Here is a 21,806-nt window from a genome sequence, read left to right as displayed (position 1 = left end):
GCCTCTATGCCTCTCCGCCAGCCCCGTCAAGCACGTTCGAACGGAACCCTGCCCGCGAATGACGAGTTGGATTCCTTCACAGTGGATTTCGAAAGGAGAGAGAATGGCGACGCGCAGGAAGGACGAACAGCGGGTTCTGGACAAGGACGAGCTCGAGATGGTGGAGCAGACCCACCGCCCGGCTCTGGCCGAGATCGGCGACACCGATCTCAACCAGCTGATCTCCCGCTTACGCGAACGGCGGGACCGTGCCCACGATATGGCACGGCGGCGGCGCGGCGAGGCCAGGCGCGGCGGCGGCGGGATCGACCAGAACGCCAGCACCGGAATGCGGGAGAAGGCCGGGATCCTGGCCGAAGCTGTCTCGCGTGCCAACAAGGAGCGCACGCGCCGCCGCAAGGGCGAGGCGAGGACGCAGCTTCAGGCCCATGCCCGGCGCGCGCTGACATTGAAGCGCCAGGCGCCCGCCGCCAAGCGGCCCTCGGCCGGGCGCACCAAGGACACGGGCATGAACCCGGTGGAGAACGAGCGAGCCGACGATATCGGCAGCCCCATGGAAGCGGGCCGTGTCTCGCAGTTCGTGAAGAATGCCCAGGGCAAGCGCGACAGCCGCTGAGCCGGCCTCCGGCGCGCGCGAAAAAGGCCGGCGAAGCGCTCCGCTTCTCCGGCCTCTCTTTCTCACGGACGCTGCGGCCTACCAGAGCTTGTAGCGCAAGCCCGCCGTGATGCTGTGGCGGTCGAATCCATCGTCCTGCGAGGACAGGCCCGAACCGGCGAAATCGCCGTCCAGCGCCAAATTGTACATGTCACCCCCGTCCACGTTGAGATAGCGGTATCCGATGTCCACGGCGAGGCTGCGGTTGATATTGTAGGCAAGGCCCGCCATCAGCGAATAGGCGAAACGCCAGGAATCCTCGCCGCTGCCCACCGTATCGGTCACGCATCCGCCAAGGCCCGTATCGCAATAAGCCAGGCTCGCATCCTGGTAGGAGACGTTCACGGCGCCCAGGCCCCCGCCGATATAGGGGGTGAAGCCGGCGAAGGTGCCCAGATCCACATAGGCGTTCGCCATCAGGTCCCAGGTTTCCATCTCGGCGGTGCCGCGAAGGTCGCAGGTCGCGCCGAAGAAGCAGGCCCCGTTCAGATCCGTGAAGGCGCTCACATCCGACTTGCCGTAGCGGGCCGTGATGTCGCCGCGCAGGAAGTCGGTGAACTGGTATCCGATGCCTAGACCGCCGGAAAACGCGTCGTCGAGCGTCAGGTCGTCATAGTCCGTGGACACGCTGGCGAAGGGCGAGTAGAGGCCGGCCCGGCCGTCATAATCCTGCTCGATATCGTAGGAAACGTCGCCGCGCAGATACCAGCCCGTGCCGATCTCCACCGGCACCAGCTCCGGCGCCGAGCTCAGCATACCGCCATAGACCGGCATGTCGGCAGCGCTGGCCGCCGTCGACGCGGCCATGACGACCGTCAAGGTTGCAAGAACGGTCCTGCGGATTCTCATCGCCCCAAACGCCTCTTCTCTGCCCGGCCCAAGCCGGCCTGCCATCCTTAATCCGGTTATGCGGGGCATAGAGTTAAGGGTTGATTAACCGTGTTCGTTAACCTTGCGCGGCGCTGGGCGGAGCCGTTCGCAAAGGCGGGCACGCACGAAAAAGCCGCCGTGGAGCTGGCCACGGCGGCTTTCGGAGATCAGTGAAGGCGCGACCTAGAAGAAGGTGTAGCGCAGGCCCGCGCGCACGGCGTGGATGTCGAAGCCGTTGTCGCGCGTCTGCACGCCGGTCGCTCCCAGTGCGGTGTCCTCGGTGTCCCAGCCATAGGCGTCGCCGTCGAAGACGCGGGTGTAGCGGTAGCCGACATCGAGCGCGACGTTCTTGATCACATCGTAGCTTACGCCGGCCATGAGCGAGGAGGCGAAGCGCCAGGAGTCCTCGCCCGAATGGACATCGGAGAAGACGACCGAGCCGGACGCGTCGCGGATATCGTTCTTCAGGTCGCCATAGGAGACGTGCGCGAAGCCGATGCCGGCACCGAAGTAGGGCGTCAGCGGGCCGAAATAGGGAAGATCGACATAGGCGTTCGCCATCACGGTCCAGACATCGGCGTCCGAACGGTCGTCGAAGGAGCAACCGGGACCGAAACTGCCCGCGAAAGGCGCGATGGGACAGCGGCTGTTGCCTTCGATATCGAAGGAATAGTAATCCGCAGACACATCTGTGCGAAAATGCTCGGCGAAGCGATAACCCACGCCCGCACCTACGGTATAACCACTCTTATGCTTCACGCGGTCGTAGTGATACTCGCTGAAATCATCCTGCCCGAACATGCGATAGTTCCAGTCGGTCTTCGACTCGAACAAGTATCCAGCATCTCCCCGGATATACCAGCCGGTATAATCAGGCTTGACTTCCTCCACATATTCTATGGGAGGGGGCACGAAGATATCCGCAGCCGAAGCTACGCCGAAGTTGAATGCGCTCGCCCCTGCGAGGGCGAGGACGAAGAGCCGGTTCATGAGTCACGTCTCCAATATGACCAGGAATGGGCGCGGCTACACGTCCGCATACTGGAGAGCGTAAATATTAATAATTAACGCGAGGTTTACTGACGAAGCGAAAAACGACCTTGCGGCAAGTATCAGGCCGCTGCCTGGAGCGCCCCGACAATGTCATCCACCACGGAATCGACCAGGGCGGGGTCGTCCCCTTCGGCCATGACCCTGATCAGCGGCTCGGTGCCGGATGGGCGGATCACGAGACGCCCGGCATTGCCCAGGCGCACGCGCCCATTGTCGATGGCAAGCCGCACGGTATCCTTCTCCAGCGGCTCCCCACCGGCGAAGCGGACATTCCTCAGGATCTGCGGCACGGGCTCGAACTTGCGGCAGACCTCGGAAACCGTGCCGCCGCTGCGGCGCACGACATCGAGGATCTGTAGCGCGGAGACCAGGCCGTCTCCCGTCGTGCCGAAATCGGACATGACGATGTGGCCGGACTGCTCGCCGCCGAAATTGTAGCCGTGCTCGCGCATGTGCTCCACGACATAGCGGTCACCGACCTTGGTGCGGGCCAGTTGCAGGCCCCTCGTCTCCAGGAAGCGCTCCAGGCCGAGATTGGACATGATGGTTGCCACAACGCCGCCCGCTGCCAGGCGACCCTCCCCCGCCCAGCTATCGGCGATGACCGCCATGAGCTGGTCGCCGTCGACGATTTCGCCCAGCTCGTTCACGATGAGGACGCGGTCCGCATCGCCGTCCAGCGCGATGCCGATATCGGCGCGGACCTCGCGGACCTTGTCCTGCAGGGCCAGCGGCTCGGTGGAGCCGCAATTCAGGTTGATATTGGTGCCATCGGGCTCGACCCCGATCTTGACGATTTCCGCGCCCAGCTCCCAGAGCACGGCCGGCGCCACGCGGTAGGCCGCGCCGTTGGCGCAGTCGATGGCCACGCGCAGGCCCTCCAGCGTGAAGTCGCGCGGCAGGGTGCGCTTGGCGAATTCGATGTAGCGGTCGTGCACTCCGTCAACGCGCTTGGCGCGGCCGAGCATCGTTCCCTTGGCGAGGCGCGGCGACAAATCCTCCTCGATCATGGATTCGATGGTGCGCTCCACCTCGTCCGACAGCTTGTAGCCATCCGGCCCGAACAGCTTGATGCCATTGTCGTCGAAGGGATTGTGGGAGGCCGAGATCATGATGCCGATATCGGCGCGCATGGAGCGCGTGAGCATGGCAACCGCAGGGGTGGGCATTGGGCCGAGGAGAAAGACGTCCACGCCGGCCGAGGTGAGGCCGGCGACGAGGGCGTTCTCGATCATGTAGCCGGAAAGGCGAGTGTCCTTGCCGATGACGACCCGGTGCCGGTAGCTGCCGCGCCGGAAGGCGAGGCCCACCGCCATGCCGACCTTCATCGCCACATCCGGCGTCATCGGATGCAGGTTCGCCTTGCCGCGAATGCCGTCCGTACCGAAATAGCGCTTGCCCATGGGGGTCTCTCCAGAAAGATCGAAGGCCTCCGATCGGCCTCTCGTCCCAACGGACGGCGCGCGATCGAACGCATGAATGAAGTAACGGGGCCGCAGTGAGACGGCGTTCCGTTTGCCGGCCCGATGCTCTAGTGCGCCGATCATCGCGCTGAAAGTAAAAAAGAATGTCAGCGCCGACATGAAAAAGGCGGCCCGAGGGCCGCCTTTGCGCATTGTGTGCCGGACAACGCCCTCAGGTGGACGGCTGAGGCTCGAAGTCGCCTGCCGGCTTGCCGCCCTCCGAGCCCGGATGACGTGCCGGGCCGGCCTTCGGCACAGCCGAGCCGCGCGAGGGCGGCGTGTCGTCGCCCATGTCGCGTGCCAGCGTCTTGCCAGCCAGAAGGTCGCGCACCTCATCGCCCGAGAGGGTCTCGTATTCGAGCAACCCGTTGGCGAGGGTGTGCAGATCGTCGATGTGCTCGTTGAGGATCTTGCGCGCCTTGTTCTCGGCCACCTCGATGATGCCGCGCACCTCCGAGTCGATCAGCCGCGCGGTGTCCTCGGACATGTTCTGCTGCTGCGACACGGAGTGGCCCAGGAAGACCTCCTCCTGATTCTGCCGGTAGCGCAGGCGGCCCAGCTTGTCGCTCATGCCGTATTCCATCACCATCGCACGGGCCATGTTGGTGGCCTGCTGGATGTCGTTGGAAGCGCCGGTCGTCACATTGTCGAGGCCGTATATGATCTCCTCCGCGGCGCGGCCGCCGAAGATCATGGCAAGGCGCGCCTCCATCTCGTTCTTGCGCATACCGTAGCGATCGCGCTCCGGCAGGTTCATCGTCACGCCCAGCGCGCGCCCGCGCGGGATGATCGTCACCTTGTGCAGCGGGTCATTATACGGCTCGAAGATGCCGACAAGGGCGTGGCCCGCCTCGTGATAGGCCGTCAGCTTCTTCTCTTCCTCGGTCATGGCCATGGAGCGGCGCTCGGCCCCCATCATGACCTTGTCCTTGGCGTCCTCGAACTCCAGCATGGTGACGAGGCGCTTGGAGCGGCGGGCCGCCATCAGCGCCGCCTCGTTGACGAGGTTGGCGAGGTCCGCGCCCGAGAAGCCCGGCGTGCCGCGCGCGATGGTGCGCAGGTCCACATTGGGGGCCAGCGGGACGTTGCGCACATGCACCTTGAGGATCTTCTCGCGACCGCCGACATCGGGGTTCGGCACCATGACCTGACGGTCGAACCGGCCCGGGCGCAGAAGCGCGGGGTCCAGAACGTCCGGGCGGTTGGTGGCGGCGATGAGGATGATGCCCTCGTTCGCCTCGAAGCCGTCCATCTCCACGAGAAGCTGGTTCAGCGTCTGCTCGCGCTCGTCATTGCCGCCGCCGAGGCCCGCGCCGCGATGGCGACCGACCGCGTCGATCTCGTCGATGAAGATGATGCAGGGCGCGTTCTTCTTCGCCTGCTCGAACATGTCGCGCACACGGCTGGCGCCGACGCCGACGAACATCTCCACGAAGTCCGAGCCGGAGATGGTGAAGAAGGGCACGTTCGCCTCCCCCGCCACGGCGCGCGCGGTGAGCGTCTTGCCCGTGCCCGGAGGGCCGACGAGCAGCACGCCGCGCGGAATCTTGCCGCCCAGGCGCTGGAACTTCTGCGGCTCGCGCAGGAACTCCACGATCTCCTCGAGATCCTGCTTGGCCTCGTCCACGCCCGCCACATCGGCGAAGGTGACGCGGCCGTGCGCCTCGGTCAGGAGCTTGGCCTTGGACTTGCCGAAGCCCATGGCCTTGCCACCAGCGCCACCCTGCATCTGGCGCATCAGGAAAATCCAGACGCCGAGGATGAGGAGGATGGGGCCGAAGGAGAGGAGCATCGACCAGATGGGATTGGAATTGTCCGAGGGCGGCGCGGCGTTGATCTGGACGTTGGCGTTCTCCAGCCGCTGCACCAGCGCTGGGTCTTCCGGCGCATAGGTCTGGAAGGCGCTGGACTGATCGGTGTAGTTGCCCGTGATTCGCGGCCCCTGGATCGTCACCGAGCGCACCCGGCTGTTATCGACCTCGGAGAGGAACTGCGAATAGGGAATTTCGCGGGCGCCGGCCTGCTGCGAGCCATTCGAGAATAGCTGGAAGAGCGCGATCAGAAGAAGCGCGATGATCGCCCAGAGGGCGAAGTTCCGGAAATTCTGGTTCATGGGCCGTCCTGGAATTGCGCCGTGACCTCGTTACGAGCGGTCGCGCTGTCGATCTCGACGCCTCGTCCGTCCGGGTGAAGATAGTGATCCCCCCATTTCTTGCCAACCGGCTCGGGCGGATTTGCGGCGATTTGCCCGACGCCGGTTAACATGGCCTCTTCGATATCAAGATCGGCCAGCAGCCGCCATCCCACCCGCTGCGTGGCGGCCAGCACGGCGGTTCCCTTGGGGAGCTTGCGCAGAAGGCCGCGATGCGCCGCCAGGACGCGCCCGCCTTCCTGCGTCACGACAGGCAGGGTCGCCTCCAGCGCGTTGCCCCGGCCGAGCCGGCCGAAAGCCTCGATCCGGGCCGCCGCTTCTTCGTGCACGACATCGAATCGGCCGTCGAACACCGCATGGCGCCGGCCGGGGGCCGGGCGGACGACATCGGGACCGCGCCGGCCGAACTCGCGCGAGAGGGCAACCGCCCCCGCCCCCGCACCGAGCCGGCAGCCGCCCAGGGTGGCGTGGACGATCCCGCCGCCGCGCAGGCGCCCGCCCAGCCGCGCGATCTTCTCTCGCGAGGCCGGCTGGGCCGAGCCACCGGCCGCCGTCACGGCGCGGGCGAGAAAATCCAGCGCCACGCAGAGCGGAGCGGCGGCGAAAGCAGCCTGCGAAAAGCGGATATCGCCCGCCTCCCCCACGCTCAAACCAGCCTGCCCCCGCAGGAACCGCACCAAGGCCCGTTCGGCCTGCGCGCGCTCCTCCCCGGCGCGCGCCAGCGCGGCGGCGATTCCCGCCTCGTCGAAGCCCTGTGCCGCAAGCCGGGCGCGCAGGCGGGCGCGCGCATAGGCGGGGTCGCTGTTCGTCGGGTCTTCCACCCAGCGCAGCCCGCGAGCGGACAGGCTGCGGCGAAGCCGGGCCGCCGGAACGCCGAGGAACGGACGCGCGAGGACGAGGCCCGGCGCCAGCGCGCGGACGGGGCGCATCCCGGCCAGACGCGGGCCCGTCGCGCCCCGCGCGGCCGCCAGAAGATGTGTCTCGACCTGGTCGTCTCGATGGTGCGCCGTCAGCACCGCGCCCGCGCCACGCGCCCGTGCTTCTTCGGCCAGAAGCGCATATCGCGCCTCGCGCGCCCGGGCCGAGAGGTTGGGAGCCGCGCCCGCGCCGTCCCAGCGAAGAATGGTGTGCGGCAGGCCGCAGCGTGCGGCCATCTTCGCGACGAAGCGCGCTTCGTCCGCCGATTCGCGCCGCAATCCGTGATCGACCGTTGCGACGGAGAGCGAGACGCCCAGGGCGGCCAGCGCCGGGGCGGCCTCGCCCGCCAGCACCAGAAGCGCCAGCGAATCAGCGCCGCCCGACACGGCCAGAACGGCCCGGCTGCCCGGTGCAAGGCAAGGCCGGAGAAGGGCGAGCCCTTCCCCGGCCGAAATCGGTCTGTCGCTCAAAAGCTCCATGGGCTGGAGCATGGCCCGGCGCGGCACGCGGGCCAAGCCCGGAAGCACGGCTGCTAGCTGCAGCTCGCCTGGCTGCGCTCCTCGTCGAGCTTGCGCTTCACATTGGCGGTCATCGAAGGATAGCGCTTCTGGACCTCCGCATAGGTCACGCAGGCGGTCTCGCGGTTATCCAGGCGCGCCAGCGACATTCCGAGCTTGAGCATCATCTCCGGCGCCTTGCCGCTTTCGGGGTGCTCCTTCTGCGCGGTCAGGAACACTTCGGCGGCATCGCGATACTTGCTTTGTGCGAACAGGCTCTCCCCCAGCCAGTATTGGGCGTCGGGCGTATCGTCGGAATCGGGATAGGCCTGCGCATACTGGCGGAAGCTCTGCTCGGCGAGGTGGTAGTCGCCGGCCAGCATGTAGTTGTAGGCCAGCGAGTAAAGCTCCACCGGGCCGTTGGGCGCGATGGAGGCGACGGTCTGCGAGCCGGGCGCCGGGGAGGCGGCGGGTGCGCCGCCGCCGGAGAGGCCGGCGCCGATATCGCGCAGGCTGGCATTGTCGAGAAGCGCCCCGATCTCATCGTCCTGCGGCGCGGCCTCCGGGGCCCGGGGGGCGGCACCCGGAAGGCCGAGCGCGAACTCGCCGTCGCCGCTGCCGGCCGAAGGGACGGCCTGGCTGCGCCGTTCGGGCGCCGCCCCACCACCGCCGGAGCCGCCCTCCAAATCCTGGAAGCGCATCTCGTTATCTTCCTGCGTGTTGCGAAGCTGCTCCTGCAACTGCAACACCAGGAAAGACATCTCCTCCACCTTGCCCGTCAGGCGCCGCATCTCCTCTTCCATCTGCGAGATTCGCACGGACACGTCCGAGGCCTGCGCCATCAGAACCGGGCGCTCCTCGGCCGCCGAGGCCGCCGCGCGCTCGGAGGAGCGCCCACCCAGATCGAAGGGAAGCGAAATGGCCGCGGCGGGAGCGGCGCTCACCGCGACGGCGAGCGCTGCCGAGGCGAAGGACGGGAAGAGGAAATTGGCCATGACTGTCGGCTCCGCTCTCACAACGCGGAACTGCTCGCACCGAAGGGCAGGCAGGTCAACGTTTCAGGATTCTGGAAACCAGCACAAGGCAGCGAGTTCGGCCAAAGTTTGGCCGAACGCCGAGGAGCGCGCGATGAACGGAAAACGGCCTCGATGGAGGCCGCTATCCTTCAGCGTGTGTTGCGGGAAAGCGTCAGGAACCGGCGCCCGAGAGAACCGTCACGGCGCGGCGGTTCTGCGACCAGCAGGAGATGTCGTCGCAGACCGCGACGGGGCGCTCCTTGCCGTAGGAGATCGTGCGCATCCGGTTGGCCGGCACACCCTGCGCGGCCAGGAAGTCGCGTGTGGCGGCGGCGCGGCGGGCGCCCAGCGCCAGATTGTATTCGCGCGTGCCGCGCTCGTCGGCATGGCCCTCCACCACGATGGCGTAGGAGGGATACTGGTTCAGCCACTGAGCCTGGCGGGCGAGCGTGGCCTGCGCGTCGGCGCGGATCGAGGAGGAATCGGTATCGAAGAAGATGCGGTCGCCGACATTGACCGTGAAGTCCTGGCTCGTGCCCGGCGCCGCGCTGCCGCCCATGCCGCCGGCGCCTCCCATGCCGCCCGGCCCGCCGAGGCCGAGGCCGGCGGCGTTGTCCGGCAGGGTCTGGTTACGGTTCGCGCAGCCTGTCACGAGGAGTGCGGCGGCCAGAACGAGTGCAATGCGGCTCATGGCCGTTTCCCCTAAAATGCGGTCGATTCGCTACACTGCCGGTTTACCCTGACGGGGTTAAGGAGCCGTCAACATCAAGGCCGGCGACGGCGTGAATCGCGCTGTCCCTGCCTTAGGCGAATGAATCGAGAATGCGTCGGAAAGGCGGCATGAGCCGCCTTCGAACGAAAACGCCCCGCGACAAAATCGCGGGGCGCAAGCCTGACGCAAGCCTGAAAGGCCCCCGCCCCTATTCGAGAGCGGGAGACCAGGCGGGGTCGGAGCCGAAATTGGGGGTCGGCACGCGCTGCTCGTTCCGGCCCGTCAGGTCGATCGAGTAGAGCTGCGGCCCGGAGCCGCCCTGCGGATCGCGGAAGAACATCAGCACCCGCCCGTTCGGCGCCCAGGTCGGCCCCTCATTGTGGAAACCGGAGGTCAGGATGCGCTCCCCCGAGCCGTCCGGCCGCATCACGCCGATCTGGAACTGCCCGCCCGACTGCTTGGTGAAGGCGATCAGGTCGCCGCGCGGGGACCAGACGGGCGTCGAATAGGAGCCGTCGCCGAAGGAGATGCGGTTCTGGTTGGAGCCGTCGGCACCCATCACGTAGAGCTGCTGGCGCCCGCCCCGATCGCTCTCGAAGACCACGCGCGAACCGTCCGGCGAGTAGGAGGGCGAGGTGTCGATCGCATTGGTGCTGGTCAGGCGCGTCGTGGCGCGAGAGCGCAGATCCATCGCGTAGATGTTCGAGTTGCCTTCCTGCTGAAGGCTCATGATCACGCGCTGGCCGTCCGGCGAGAAGCGGGGCGAGAAGGTCATTCCGGGAAAATTGCCCACGATCTCGCGCTGGCCGGTCTCGAGCTGGAGCAGGTAGACGCGCGGCTCGCCCTGCCCGAACGACATGTAGGTGATCTCCTGCCGGTTCGGCGAGAAGCGCGGCGTCAGCACCAGGTCGTTGCCCTCGGTGAGGAAGCGCACATTGGCGCCGTCCTGGTCCATGATGGCCAGGCGCTTGCGCCGCGCGTCCTTCGCGCCCGTCTCGTCCACGAAGACGATGCGGGTGTCGAAATAGCCGCGCTCGCCCGTCAGTCGCTCATAGATCGCGTCGGATATGATGTGGGCGACGCGGCGCCAGTTCTCCGGGTTGGTGTAGAACTGCTGCCCGTCGAGCTGCTGCCCGGCATAGGTGTCCCACAGCCGAAACTCCACGCGCAGCCGCCCGTCGGCTTCGGGCGTGACCTTGCCGGTCACCAGCGCCTGCGCGTTGATGACCGTCCAGTCCTGGAAGCGCGGCGTCGCATCGGGGCTCACGTCTCGCTGGATGAAGGCCGCCCGGTCGATGGGCGCGAACAGGCCGGAGCGGCGAAGGTCGGCCGTCACCACGTCGGAGATCTGGGTGCCGATGCCGTCGTTGGAAACGAAGGCGGGAAGCGCGACGGGCAAGGGCTCGACATTGCCGCTGGTGATGTCGATCTCGACCTGCGCGTGGGCGGGCGCCGTGGCGGCGGCACATCCCAGGCCAAGAAGGAGGGCCGCAAAAGCGGCCTTGGCGACTGTCTTCATGCTCGGGACCTTCCCGTTCAAATTGTCTTGGTCGGCAACAAGGAATGGGCCGGCGAGCTGGAGGCCGTCATGCCTCAGAACATCTCGCTCGGATCGAAGTTGATCTGGACCTGGCTCCAGGTCTCGTACTTCTCAATCGGGAGATTGTATGGCGCGCAGCGGCGAACCGCGCGCAGCGCCGCCTCGCCGGCCGCACGCTCGGCCGAGGAGGAGCCGCTGCCAGACACGATCTGCGGCATTCCCTGGAGAGCGCCGGTCTGGTCGAGGCTCATCTGGATCGAGACGCGCAGCGAGCCCGCCTCCATCACGCCCGCCGGCGGGTTCCAGCAACGCGCGATCTGCCCGCGCAGCGCATCGAGTTCGCTTTGCGAGAGGCGCTGGCCGGTGTTGCGCGTGCCGCCGAGCGAGGCCTGCGCGTCGGAGCGCTGCGCGCCGCCACCGGCCGAGTTCTGGCGGTCGAGCAGCGCGGCGATCTCGTCCGCATCGAATTCCGGCTCGCGCTCGGACTGGCTCTGCGTCGGAGCGCTGTCCTCGCGCGGCGTTTGGCGCGCCGGCTCGGCGGGCGGTGTCTGGCGCGGGGCCTCGGCGGTGCGAACGGGGGGCGCGGGCCGCGTCACGGGGCGCGGCACGTTCTGGGGCGTCGGCTCCGGCTCCGGCGGCGTCTCGGCCAGTTCGGGCGCGGCCTCGTCGATCATCGGCTCGGGCGCCGGCGCCGGCTCGGAAACTTCGGGCTCCGGCACAGGCACAGGCGCAGGCTCGGGCTCGGGCTCGGGCTCGGGGGTCGGCTCGGGTTCGGGCGCGGGCGGCGGCGGGGGTGGCGGAGGCGCCTCGGCCGTAGCGGTCTGCACGCGATCGCGCGGCGCCGTCTCCGGGCGCGGCGGCGATGCCAGGTCCACCTCGTTCTCGCCGATATTCTCGGCGGGCATCGGCAGGGTCTCGGGTGTCTGCGTGGGCTCGGGAGCGGGCGTGTCGGTCATCTCCGCCTCGCTCTCGCCCACCATCGACGCGCTGTACTCCTCGATCGGCACGATCGACACCGGCAGCGACTCGCCCTGCGTCAGGTCGAGCGCCGCCGGCTGGCCGAACGACCACAGGCCCCAGGTGAGGAGCGCGGTGTGCAGGACGGTCGAGGTGACAAAGGGCTTCATCGAAACGCGATCAGTTCCCGGTCTCGGCGGCGGTGACGAGGCCGATATTGCGGAAGCCGGCCGAGGAAATCTGCGCCATGACGCGCATCACCGTGCCGTAGTCCGTCGCCTGGTCGCCGCGCACGAAGATGCGCTCGTCGTAGCCGGCCTCGGCGATGGCCTGGAGCTGGGCGACGATATCCTCGGCCGCCACCGGCGTTTCCTGAAGGAAGATCTCGCCCCCCTGCTGCACGGAAATGGTGATGGGCTGCGTATCGGCGTTCAGCGCGCGCGCCTGCGTTTCGGGCAGTTGCAGAGGCACCCCCACGGTCATCAGCGGCGCGGCCACCATGAACACGATGAGCAGCACCAGCATCACGTCCACGAAGGGGGTGACGTTGATCTCGCTCATCGGGGCCCGGCGGCGCCCGCCCCGGCGGCGGCGTGAGCCGCCCGAAGCGGATGAAGCGCCCGTCGACATACCCATGGATCAAGCCTCCGGCCGATGAACGGCCCGTTCGAACCTTGGAAAGGACCTCAGCGCGCCTGCGACGAGCGTTCGTCGATCTGGCGCGAGAGGATGGCGGAGAATTCGTCTGCGAAGGCCTCGAGGCGCATGCCCAGCTTGCCGGCGTCGGCCGTGAGCTTGTTGTAGGCGACGACGGCGGGAATGGCGGCCACGAGGCCGATGGCCGTGGCCAGCAGCGCCTCCGCGATGCCGGGAGCGACGACCGCAAGGCTCGTCTGCTCGGATGCGGCGATGGCCTGGAAGGAGGTCATGATGCCGACGACCGTGCCGAAGAGCCCGACGAAGGGCGCGGCTGAGCCGACGGTGGCCAGAAAGCCCAGGCGCGACTCCAGCCCGTCCATCTCACGGGCGAGCGTGACGTCCATGGCCTTCTCGATCCGCTGCTGGAGGCCGATGGGGGAGCGGGCGCCCTTCTCGAAGCTCTTCTTCCATTCGCGCATGGCGGCGACGAAGAGCGCGCCCATGCCCGAGGTCTTGCGATCCGACAGCGTCTGGTACAGCTCCTCGAGGGACTGGCCGGACCAGAAGTTGTTCTCGAAATTGTTGAGCTGGCGACGGAAGGCAGCGTAGCGCGCCAACTTGTCGAAGATGATCGTCCAGGTCCAGACCGAGGCGGCCAGGAGACCGATCATCACCAGCTTGACGATGAAGCCGGCCTGCCAGAACAGTCCGAGCAGAGACATGTCGCTGCCGTGGGCGGCGAGCGCAGTCTGGGCGACTTCGTTCATGCGTTGCGTCCCTCAGATGAAGCGGGCAGTTCGGGCAAGGTGCCCGTGTTTCGTCATCCGGCCGCACCGACGGTCGGGCGAAGCCGATCTCCCCTTCCACCTTCCTTTGCGTTCGATTCCGGTGAAAGAATGGCGCAAGAAGGTGGAGTGCGAGACGCGCCGATCATGGGGCGTTAAGGTTAACAGTCGGTTAGCGGGCGTTGCCGATCCGCCACATCATTCGGCCGCGGGCCCTGCCCCCAGCCGCTCGGCGACGGCGGTCGGCATCCGCCGCGGCTTGCCTTCCGGCGAGATCACGGCGACCTTGACCCGCGCCGTCATCAAAGGCTCGCCGTCAAGCAGAATACGCTGGTCGAGGACGATGCGCGCGCCGCCCAGAAGCGCGGTGCGCGTTTCGACCGTGAGCACGTCGTCGATCCGCGCCGGGCGCAGGAAGTCGATCTCCATGTGCCGCACGGCGAAGGCCATGGGCTCGCCGAAGCGCCCGTCCATCAGCTCGCGATGGCCGATGCCGTGCAGGCGCAGATAGTCGGTACGCCCGCGTTCGAGGAAATGCAGGTAGCGCGCGTGGTAGACGACGCCGGAGAAGTCGGTGTCCTCGAAATAGACCCGCACGTCGAGGCGATGGCCTCCCTCGATCAGGCGGCCGGAAAGCATTGGCTCCATGCCCGCCTCTTATCCCGTGGGCGGCGCGGTGTGAACCCGCCGCCCACGGGCAAAGGTGCCGGGCCCGGCGGCCCGGCGCCGGCTTCAGGCCGCCTGCCGCGTTTCGGCGAGCGATGCCATGTCGATCACGAAGCGATAATGGACGTCGCCCTTCATCGTGCGTTCGAAGGCCTTGTTGATGTCGGCGATCTTGATCGTCTCGATGTCGCAGGTGATGCCGTGCTCACCGCAGAAATCGAGCATCTCCTGTGTTTCGGCAATGCCGCCGATCAGCGAGCCGGCCAACGTCTTGCGCTGCATGATCAGGTTCGCGCCGCCCACCGGGGGATCGAGCGGCGTGATGACGCCGACGAGGATCTGCGCCCCGTCCCGCTTCAGCGCGGCGAGATACGGGTTGACGTCATGCGAGTTGGGCACCGTGTTCAGCACGAAGTCGAGCGTGCCGGCGATGGCCTCCATCTGCTTGGGGTCGGTGGAAAGGACCACGTTCGTCGCCCCAAGCGCGCGCGCTTCCTGCTCCTTTTCCGGGGAGCGGGTGAAGAGCGTGACCTCCGCGCCCAGCGCGACGCCGAACTTCACCGCCATGTGGCCGAGGCCGCCGAGCCCGACGACGCCGAGCTTGTGGCCCTTGCCCACCTTCCAGTGGCGCAGCGGCGACCAGGTGGTGATGCCGGCGCAGAGAAGCGGCGCGGCCGCGGCCTGGTCGAGCGTTTCGGGCATGCGCAAGACGAACTTGTCGCGCACGACGATCTGGTCGGAATAGCCGCCATAGGTCGTCGAGCCGTCGCGCCGGTCCGTGTCGGCATAGGTCTGCGTCATGCCGTTTTCGCAATATTGCTCCAGGCCCTCGCCGCAGGCAGCGCATTCCTGGCAAGAGTCGACTATGCAGCCGACGCCGACCCGGTCGCCCACCTTGAAGCCGGATACGGCCGAGCCGACCTCCGTGACCCGCCCGACGATCTCGTGGCCGGGCACCAGCGGATAGACGGCAAATCCCCAGTCGTTCCGCGCCTGGTGGATATCGGAGTGGCAGACGCCGCAATGGGTGATCTCGATGCGCACGTCATCGTCGCGAAGGTCGCGCCGCTCGAAGCTCCAGGGCTTCAGGGGCTCGTTCGCGTCCGTGCAGGCGAAGCCGTAGCTCGCAATCATATGGCATTCCTTTTCAGTCGGCCGGCGGGAGGGGCCGGTTCGCCCCTCAACGCAACGGGCCGGATGAAGGATGCGTCGGGATGATTTTCAACCGGGAGGGACAATGGGACGCGGGCGGCGCGGCACATATCCGACGTTCTAGCCCTCGTCACCCTCGGTAAAGAGGCTTGCCTGCGCGCCCTGCCATGACGGGGGAACGGCCAGGCCGATATGGCGGAACGCGTGGGGCGTCAGCAGCCGGCCGCGCGGCGTGCGCTGGATGAAGCCCTGCTGGAGGAGATAGGGCTCCACGATATCCTCGATGGCGTCACGCGGCTCCGACAGGGCGGCGGCGATGGTCTCGATACCGACAGGACCGCCGCCGAAATTCAGGGCGATCAGGTCCAGATAGCGGCGGTCGAGCTGGTCCAGCCCCAGGCTGTCCACCTCCAGCCGCGAAAGGGCCTCGTCGGCGATGCGTCGGTCCACCTGCCCGGCGCCGGCCACATCGGCGAAGTCGCGAACCCGGCGCAGGAGACGGCCGGCGATGCGCGGCGTGCCGCGCGCGCGCCGCGCGATCTCGCGCGCCCCGTCCTCGCCCATGGCAAGGCCCATCAGCCGCGCGCCGCGCTTGACGATATGCTCCAGCTCCTCGACCGTATAGAAATTCAGCCGCACCGGAATGCCGAAGCGGTCGCGCAGCGGGGTGGTGAGAAGGCCGATGCGCGTGGTGGCCGCGACGAGGGTGAACTTCGACAGGTCGATCTTCACCGAGCGCGCCGCCGGCCCCTCGCCGATGATGAGGTCGAGTTGAAAATCCTCCATCGCCGGATAGAGGATTTCCTCCACCGCCGGGTTCAGACGGTGGATCTCGTCGATGAAGAGAACGTCGCGCTCTTCCAGATTGGTCAGCAGCGCGGCGAGGTCCCCCGCCTTGGCGATGACGGGGCCGGAGGTGGAGCGGAAGTTGACGCCCAGTTCCTTGGCCATGATCTGAGCCAGCGTCGTCTTGCCGAGCCCGGGAGGGCCGACGAACAGCACATGGTCCAGTGCCTCGCCGCGCGTGCGGGCCGCCTCGATGAACACCTTGAGGTTCGAGCGGGCGGCGGCCTGCCCGACGAAATCGTCCAGCCGCTGCGGGCGCAGCGTGGTGTCGACATCCTCGCCGCGCTTCTCGGGCGTGATGATGCGTGTCTCGCTCATGGGCGAAGCGCTTCGCGGTTCGGCGCGCGCCTGTCAATGCACGGTGCCGCGCTCACCGGCTCAGCGCCTTGAGCGCGAGGCGGATCAGCACCGGTGAGGCGGCGTCCTCGCCGGCTTCCTTGACGGCGGCAGCGACGGCGCCCGCCGCCTGATCCCGCGAATAGCCGAGATTGGCGAGCGCGGAGACCGCGTCCGCCGCCGGGGCGGGAGCGACTCCCTCGCCCAGATTGCGCTTGAAGCCGATATCCTCCGCCGCCGCGCCTGAAAAGGCCGGGGCCTTGTCCTTCAGCTCGGAGACGATGCGCGCGGCGACCTTGGGGCCGACGCCCGGTGCGCGGGCGACCATCGCCTTGTCCTGCAACGCGACGGCATTGGCAAGGTCGCCTGGCGAGAGCGTGCCGAGCACCCCCAGCGCCACCTTGGCGCCGACGCCCTGAACGTTCTGAAGCAGGCGGAACCATCCCCGCTCCGCCTCGCTGGCGAAACCGTAAAGGCGGATCATGTCCTCGCGCACATAGGTCTCGATGAACAGAACCGCCGCCTCCCCCACCCCGCCCAGAGAGGAGAGCGTGCGCGCTCCGCAGAAGGCGACATAGCCCACGCCATGCACGTCCACCACCACATGGTCCTCGCCGATCTCGTCGAGCGTGCCCTTCAGCTTTCCGATCACGGGTGGGTCTCCGGGCAGACGATCTCCAGATCGGGAAAATAAGCGCGATAGCGAGCGGCATCTCGCGTGAGCAGCCGGTGGCCGGCGAGGAGGGCATGGGCCCCGATATAGAAGTCCGGCAGGGGCGACCGTTTGTCGCCGCCGCGCCGCCGATAGGTCAGGAAGGCGCTGCCGGCCCGGAAAGCGGCGTTCCAAGGCAGCGGCTCATGCTCGAACGCATCCTTGCCCAAAAGCTCGAAGACGTCGCCCTCATCGGAAAAGCCGACCGAGAACTCCGCCACGATCAGCGGGTTGACGGCGAGCGGCCCCTGCCCCCGTGCCACCGCCACCTGCCGTCTCGACCAATCGTGCCAGTTCTGGCCGGCGCCGAAGAGGTCGATCAGGATATTCGTGTCGCAGAGCGTCTTGGCCATCCCTCAGTCCCGCAGCAGGCGCATGACGTCATCGGCCTGCAACCCGTCCAGATCGAACCGGCCGGCGTGACGATCGACATGGCGCAACAGCACCTCGGCGGGATCGACCCGATCCCCGCGATCGTCCCTCTTCTCCAGAACGATGCCGTGCTGCCTGCTCACGAACTCCACCTCGCTGCCGGGCTTGATGCCAAGCTTGTCGCGGATGGGCTTCGGGATCGTGACCTGGCCCTTTTCGGTGACGCGCATCAGGTAATACCTCCTCGGTATTACCTATCGCCGCAACAGGAACAAGTCAAGAACATCTAAAGCGCGGCGAAGGCCGCGCGGGCCTGCGCGGACTGGCGGTGATGGGTGTGGCAGATGGCGATGGCGATGGCGTCCGCCGCGTCGTCCGTGTCGAAACTCGCCTTCGGCAGCAGCACCTTCACCATCATGTGGATCTGCTTCTTGTCCCCGTGGCCGACCCCGATCACGGCCTTCTTCACCGCGTTGGGCGCATATTCCGCCACGGGAAGGCCCGCCAGAGCCGGCACCAGCATGGCCACGCCCCTCGCCTGCCCCAGCTTCAGCGTGGCGGTGGCGTCCTTGTTGACGAAGGTCTGCTCCACCGCCGCCTCGTGCGGCTGATGAGCGTGGATGACCTGGGCCAGCCCGTCGTGCAACTGGCGCAGGCGCGAGGCGAGGTCGAGCTTGTTGTCGGAGGTGACGGTGCCGCTCGCCACGAAGCGAAGCGAATTGCCGAGGGTCTCGACCACGCCCCAGCCCGTCCGGCGCAATCCGGGATCGATGCCGACGATACGAATGATCCGCTCCTGAAACATCTCGTTAACCTTTGTTCTACCCGAATCGCGGCGGATTGGACAGACAAAACATGAACGGAAGGAAAACGGAGGCGGCACAAATGGCCCGGGGTCTTTGCTTCACCTTCGGGTGATCGCGCTATGCCCGTCCGGGAGCCCGGCCTATCTTCGCCCGATGAAAAAATCCGCTCTTCTGCTCGCCCTTGCCCTCGTCGCCCTCGCGCCGTCCGGCTCCGCACAGGCGCAGGTGCCCGCCTCCTCCGAGCAGCCGGCCGGCGCCGCCTTCGACGCCGCGATCGCCCGCGCCGACACCTTTCCCAATCTGCGCACGATCATGATCGCGCAGGGCGGCGAGACGGTGGCGGAGGAAGGCTTCGGGGAATACCGAACGGACCGCGCGGCGAACATCAAGTCGGCCTCGAAATCGCTGATCTCGCTCCTGGTCGGCATCGCCATCGACAAGGGGCTGCTGGAGGGGCCGGACCAGCTCATCGCGCCAATCCTGGAGGACAAGCTGCCGGCGGACCCCGACCCGCGCCTGTCGCGGATCACCATCGGCAACCTTCTTTCGATGCAAGCCGGGCTGGAGCGCACCTCGGGCGGCAATTACGGCGGCTGGATCTCCAGCCGCGACTGGGTGGCGAACGCGCTGGCCCGCCCCTTCGAGGACGAGCCGGGCGGCAACATGCTCTATTCCACCGGCTCCACCCATCTCCTGTCCGCCATCCTGACGCGCGTGTCCGGCCAGCCGACGCGCCAGCTCGCGCGCGAATGGCTGGGGCCCGCCGGCATTCGCGTGGACGGCTGGGAGCGCGATCCGCAGGGCATCGACCTGGGCGGCAACCAGACCGCCATGACGCCGCGCTCGCTTCTGGCCTTCGGCGAGCTTTACCGGCGCGGCGGGGAGACAGCCGAGGGCGAGCGGATCGTCTCGGCGCAGTGGATCGAGCAGAGCTGGACACCGCGCACCCAATCGCGCTTCCATGACGGCCTCTACGGCTATGGCTGGTTCATCTCCGAATTCGGCGGGGAGCGGGGCTATTACGGCTGGGGCTATGGCGGGCAGATGATCTACGTCATTCCCTCGCTCGAGCTGACCGTGGCGATCACCTCGGACGAGAGCCTCCCCTCCGGCCGCGGCGGCTATGTGCGGGACCTCCACCGGCTGGTCGCCGAGGAGATCGTTCCGGCCGCCAGAAGCGGCCCGCGCGGCTAGCGCGACGCGCGGATCACGTCCTCGATGCTCATGGGTGCGAGCGCCGCGCCGGCGGCGGGCCCGGGCGGCGAGGCGCGAACGGGTGTGGGGGCCGCTGCCGCCTGCCCGGCGGAGCGGCCGGCCTGGCGGCGGCGCACCTCCTCCTGCGTGACGCTGGCGTCGCGCCGCTTCTCGTAGAAGGCATTGCCACCCGCGATCGCCACGTAATGCATGTTGGAATAGGGGAAGGAATGGCCGGCGGTGTGGAAGAACATCGAGCGGCGCCCGACCTGCGAATGGCGCGCGCCGCGCAGCACCTTCTGGGCCGTGCGCGTGGCCAGCTCGCGCCCCGCGCCCATCTCACGCGTGAGGACGCCGGGCGCGAACTGGTTCTTCTGGCCCACGACCGCGCAGACCGTGTCTGGGAATTCGGAGGAGTTGACCCTGTTCATGACCACGGTGCCCACCGCGATCATGCCCTCCTCGCTGGAGCGGTTGCTCTCGAAATACATGGCCCGCGCCATGCACTCGATCTCGCCCATGCGCTTGACCGGGGCGGTGGCGCAACCCGAAACGAGCACGCCGAGGGCGAGGAGAGGAAGGAGAAGGCGCGCGTTCATGGGATGAATCCGCTTGCGACGGCAAGCATCCATGATCGCTGAACAAACTTAACGTCCGGTTGACCATGCGGCGGGCGAGAAAAGCTCCCGGTGGGCGGCCTTTCTCGTGGAAGCGCATGGCGGTCCCCCGGTCAGGCGGCCGAGAGCTTGGCCATCACCGCGTCGTCCACCTCGAAATTGGCGTAGACGTTCTGCACGTCGTCGTCGTCCTCGAGATTGGCGATGAGGCGCAGGACCGACTGCGCCTTCTCCTCGTCCACCGGCGTGCCGGTCTGCGGACGCCAGATCGCCTTGACGCTTTCCGCCTCGCCCAGGCTCTTCTCCAGCGCGGCCGCGACTTCGCCCAGATCCTCGAAGGCGGTGATGATGCGGTGGCCGTCCTCGTCGGACTGCACGTCGTCCGCCCCGCCCTCGATCGCCGCTTCCATCACCTTGTCGGCATCGCCCACGGAGACGGGGAAGACGATCTCGCCCACGCGGTCGAACATGAAGGCGACCGAGCCGGTCTCGCCCAGCGCCCCGCCCGACTTGGTGAAGTAGGAGCGGACATTGGAGGCGGTGCGATTGCGGTTGTCGGTCAAGGCTTCCACGATCACCGCCACGCCGCCGGGGCCATAGCCCTCGTAACGGACCTCGTCGTAGTTCTCCGTGTCGCCGCCCGAGGCCTTCTTCACCGCCCGCTCGATATTGTCCTTGGGCATGGACTGGGCCTTGGCGTTGTTGATCGCCAGGCGCAGGCGCGGGTTCATCTCCGGGTCCGGCAGGCCGGCCTTGGCCGCCACGGTGATCTCGCGCGCGAGCTTGGAGAACATCTTGGACCGCACGGCGTCCTGGCGCCCCTTGCGGTGCATGATGTTCTTGAATTGGGAATGACCGGCCATCGGGCACCTTGCGTCAGAAAATCGGGTGAGCGTGCCGCTGGTATAAAAAACAAGCGCGCTGGCGTCCAGAACCGGACTTGCCGCCGATGACGAGAATATGATGCGCGCGGCCGGGGAATGGCGATACGCTTCCTTTCCGGGAGGCCCCTCTCGGAGGATCGGCCGTGCGCATGTCTGCCCGCCTGTTCATCGCCGCCCTCGCGGCCCTTGGCGCCGCCCCGGCGAGCGCGCAGATGGTGCCGAGCACCTGCTACGCGCTGGCGCGGGAAATGCCGGGCGTTTCCTTCGTCTCGCAAAGGGCATCCTCGCCCGCGCCCTTCAGGGTCGCCGCCCTCCAGCGGGACGAGGTGCGGATCACCTACGCCCAGCACGCCACCTATATCATCGAGAGCGCGGAAGGCGTGGTCGTCGCCACGGACTATTCCGGCCATGCCGGGCCCGGCGTGGTGCCGGACGTGGTGACGATGAACAAGGCGCATTCCAGCCACTTCACGCCGGCGCCGGACCCCGGCATCGGCCTCGTCCTGCGGGGCTGGAACCCGGAAGGCGGCCCGGCGCGCCATGCCGAGACGGTGGGCGACGTCTATATCCGCAACGTGCCCACCGATATCCAGCGCTACGGCGCGTTCGAGGAGGACGGCAACTCCATCTTCGTCTTCGAGGTGGCCGGCCTTTGCATCGGCCATCTGGGCCATCTGCACCATGAACTGACGAACGACCACTACGCCGCCATCGGCCGCCTCGACATCGTCATGGTGCCGGTGGACGGCGGTTACACGATGAGCCAGACCGGCATCGGCGACATCGCCGCGCGGCTGCGCTCCTCCATCGTGCTGCCGATGCACCGCTTCCGCACACCCATCGAGCGCTTCCTGGCGCAGATTCCCGATTTTAAGGTAGAGCGGCGGGCAGAGGCCAGCTTCACCATCTCGATGCGGGGGCTGCCCGAGAGGCCGACGGTGATCCTCCTGTCCGGCGTGTGATG

23 protein-coding genes are annotated in these 21,806 nt (G+C 67.5%); 3 read left to right on the top strand and 20 right to left on the bottom strand.

Annotation, left to right across the window (positions count from 1 at the left end; all coding sequences use genetic code 11):
• Positions 1–103: 103 nt before the first annotated feature.
• The gene (locus tag J7654_RS10880; RefSeq protein ID WP_209735961.1) at positions 104–616 is read left to right on the top strand and encodes a hypothetical protein; all 513 of its coding nucleotides are present in this window, start codon (positions 104–106) and stop codon (positions 614–616) included.
• A gap of 78 nt (positions 617–694) precedes the next feature.
• On the opposite strand, the gene J7654_RS10875 is transcribed toward J7654_RS10880, so the two are convergent.
• From J7654_RS10875 to ruvC, 18 genes are all read right to left on the bottom strand, one after another.
• Positions 695–1,504 (bottom strand): outer membrane protein, encoded by an 810-nt coding sequence (locus J7654_RS10875; protein WP_209735960.1) that lies wholly within the window; start codon positions 1,502–1,504, stop codon positions 695–697.
• 204 nt (positions 1,505–1,708) lie between these two features.
• The gene (locus J7654_RS10870) at positions 1,709–2,515 is read right to left on the bottom strand and encodes an outer membrane protein (RefSeq protein ID WP_209735959.1); all 807 of its coding nucleotides are present in this window, start codon (positions 2,513–2,515) and stop codon (positions 1,709–1,711) included.
• Positions 2,516–2,637: 122 nt separating this feature from the next.
• Entirely contained in the window at positions 2,638–3,981 is a 1,344-nt protein-coding gene (gene glmM / locus J7654_RS10865; protein WP_209735958.1) for a phosphoglucosamine mutase, read from the bottom strand.
• A gap of 232 nt (positions 3,982–4,213) precedes the next feature.
• Positions 4,214–6,154 (bottom strand): ATP-dependent zinc metalloprotease FtsH, encoded by a 1,941-nt coding sequence (gene ftsH, locus J7654_RS10860; protein WP_209735957.1) that lies wholly within the window; start codon positions 6,152–6,154, stop codon positions 4,214–4,216.
• Positions 6,151–7,581, bottom strand: a complete 1,431-nt coding sequence (gene tilS / locus J7654_RS10855; RefSeq protein WP_209735956.1) for a tRNA lysidine(34) synthetase TilS — start codon at positions 7,579–7,581, stop codon at positions 6,151–6,153. Before tilS ends, ftsH begins: the two co-directional genes overlap by 4 nt.
• Positions 7,582–7,643: 62 nt before the next feature.
• Positions 7,644–8,603 (bottom strand): tol-pal system protein YbgF, encoded by a 960-nt coding sequence (ybgF, locus tag J7654_RS10850; protein WP_209735955.1) that lies wholly within the window; start codon positions 8,601–8,603, stop codon positions 7,644–7,646.
• 193 nt (positions 8,604–8,796) lie between these two features.
• Positions 8,797–9,315, bottom strand: coding sequence for a peptidoglycan-associated lipoprotein Pal (gene pal / locus J7654_RS10845; RefSeq protein ID WP_209735954.1), 519 nt, complete (start codon positions 9,313–9,315; stop codon positions 8,797–8,799).
• A gap of 229 nt (positions 9,316–9,544) precedes the next feature.
• A complete protein-coding gene (tolB, locus tag J7654_RS10840; protein WP_209735953.1) occupies positions 9,545–10,855 on the bottom strand; it encodes a Tol-Pal system beta propeller repeat protein TolB in 1,311 nt (436 codons plus the stop codon).
• A 74-nt stretch (positions 10,856–10,929) separates the two neighbouring features.
• Positions 10,930–12,003: a cell envelope integrity TolA family protein gene (locus tag J7654_RS10835; protein WP_209735952.1), complete on the bottom strand. Its 1,074-nt coding sequence runs from the start codon at positions 12,001–12,003 to the stop codon at positions 10,930–10,932.
• A gap of 10 nt (positions 12,004–12,013) precedes the next feature.
• Complete coding sequence (gene tolR / locus J7654_RS10830) at positions 12,014–12,469, bottom strand: protein TolR (RefSeq protein WP_209735951.1); 456 nt, start codon at positions 12,467–12,469, stop codon at positions 12,014–12,016.
• 50 nt (positions 12,470–12,519) lie between these two features.
• Entirely contained in the window at positions 12,520–13,239 is a 720-nt protein-coding gene (gene tolQ / locus J7654_RS10825; RefSeq protein WP_209735950.1) for a protein TolQ, read from the bottom strand.
• A 216-nt stretch (positions 13,240–13,455) separates the two neighbouring features.
• Positions 13,456–13,905: a tol-pal system-associated acyl-CoA thioesterase gene (gene ybgC / locus J7654_RS10820; RefSeq protein ID WP_209735949.1), complete on the bottom strand. Its 450-nt coding sequence runs from the start codon at positions 13,903–13,905 to the stop codon at positions 13,456–13,458.
• An 84-nt stretch (positions 13,906–13,989) separates the two neighbouring features.
• Positions 13,990–15,057, bottom strand: coding sequence for an NAD(P)-dependent alcohol dehydrogenase (locus J7654_RS10815; RefSeq protein ID WP_209735948.1), 1,068 nt, complete (start codon positions 15,055–15,057; stop codon positions 13,990–13,992).
• Positions 15,058–15,195: 138 nt separating this feature from the next.
• Entirely contained in the window at positions 15,196–16,239 is a 1,044-nt protein-coding gene (gene ruvB / locus J7654_RS10810) for a Holliday junction branch migration DNA helicase RuvB (RefSeq protein WP_209735946.1), read from the bottom strand.
• A gap of 52 nt (positions 16,240–16,291) precedes the next feature.
• The gene (gene ruvA, locus J7654_RS10805) at positions 16,292–16,909 is read right to left on the bottom strand and encodes a Holliday junction branch migration protein RuvA (protein WP_209735944.1); all 618 of its coding nucleotides are present in this window, start codon (positions 16,907–16,909) and stop codon (positions 16,292–16,294) included.
• A complete protein-coding gene (locus J7654_RS10800; protein ID WP_209735942.1) occupies positions 16,906–17,322 on the bottom strand; it encodes a type II toxin-antitoxin system VapC family toxin in 417 nt (138 codons plus the stop codon). Before J7654_RS10800 ends, ruvA begins: the two co-directional genes overlap by 4 nt.
• A gap of 3 nt (positions 17,323–17,325) precedes the next feature.
• Positions 17,326–17,571 carry an AbrB/MazE/SpoVT family DNA-binding domain-containing protein gene (locus tag J7654_RS10795; RefSeq protein WP_209735941.1) on the bottom strand — a complete coding sequence of 82 codons (246 nt, stop codon included), beginning with the start codon at positions 17,569–17,571 and terminating at the stop codon, positions 17,326–17,328.
• Between the two features lie 56 nt (positions 17,572–17,627).
• On the bottom strand, positions 17,628–18,146 hold the full coding sequence (ruvC, locus tag J7654_RS10790; protein ID WP_209735939.1) for a crossover junction endodeoxyribonuclease RuvC: 519 nt from the start codon (positions 18,144–18,146) through the stop codon (positions 17,628–17,630).
• 154 nt (positions 18,147–18,300) lie between these two features.
• On the opposite strand from ruvC, the gene J7654_RS10785 reads away from it, so the two are divergent.
• Positions 18,301–19,341, top strand: coding sequence for a serine hydrolase domain-containing protein (locus J7654_RS10785; RefSeq protein ID WP_209735937.1), 1,041 nt, complete (start codon positions 18,301–18,303; stop codon positions 19,339–19,341).
• Here J7654_RS10785 and J7654_RS10780 read toward each other — a convergent pair.
• The gene (locus J7654_RS10780; protein ID WP_245195468.1) at positions 19,338–19,940 is read right to left on the bottom strand and encodes a cell wall hydrolase; all 603 of its coding nucleotides are present in this window, start codon (positions 19,938–19,940) and stop codon (positions 19,338–19,340) included. The genes J7654_RS10785 and J7654_RS10780 overlap by 4 nt on opposite strands.
• Positions 19,941–20,071: 131 nt before the next feature.
• Positions 20,072–20,821, bottom strand: coding sequence for a YebC/PmpR family DNA-binding transcriptional regulator (locus J7654_RS10775; RefSeq protein WP_209735935.1), 750 nt, complete (start codon positions 20,819–20,821; stop codon positions 20,072–20,074).
• A gap of 170 nt (positions 20,822–20,991) precedes the next feature.
• On the opposite strand from J7654_RS10775, the gene J7654_RS10770 reads away from it, so the two are divergent.
• Positions 20,992–21,804 (top strand): MBL fold metallo-hydrolase, encoded by an 813-nt coding sequence (locus J7654_RS10770; RefSeq protein ID WP_209735933.1) that lies wholly within the window; start codon positions 20,992–20,994, stop codon positions 21,802–21,804.
• The last annotated feature ends 2 nt before the right edge of the window (positions 21,805–21,806 follow it).

The sequence above is a fragment of the Aureimonas populi genome (genome assembly GCF_017815515.1).
GTDB lineage: Bacteria > Pseudomonadota > Alphaproteobacteria > Rhizobiales > Rhizobiaceae > Aureimonas > Aureimonas populi.
Note: the sequence above shows the minus strand (reverse complement) of the source record. Positions and strands in the feature narration are given on the sequence as shown.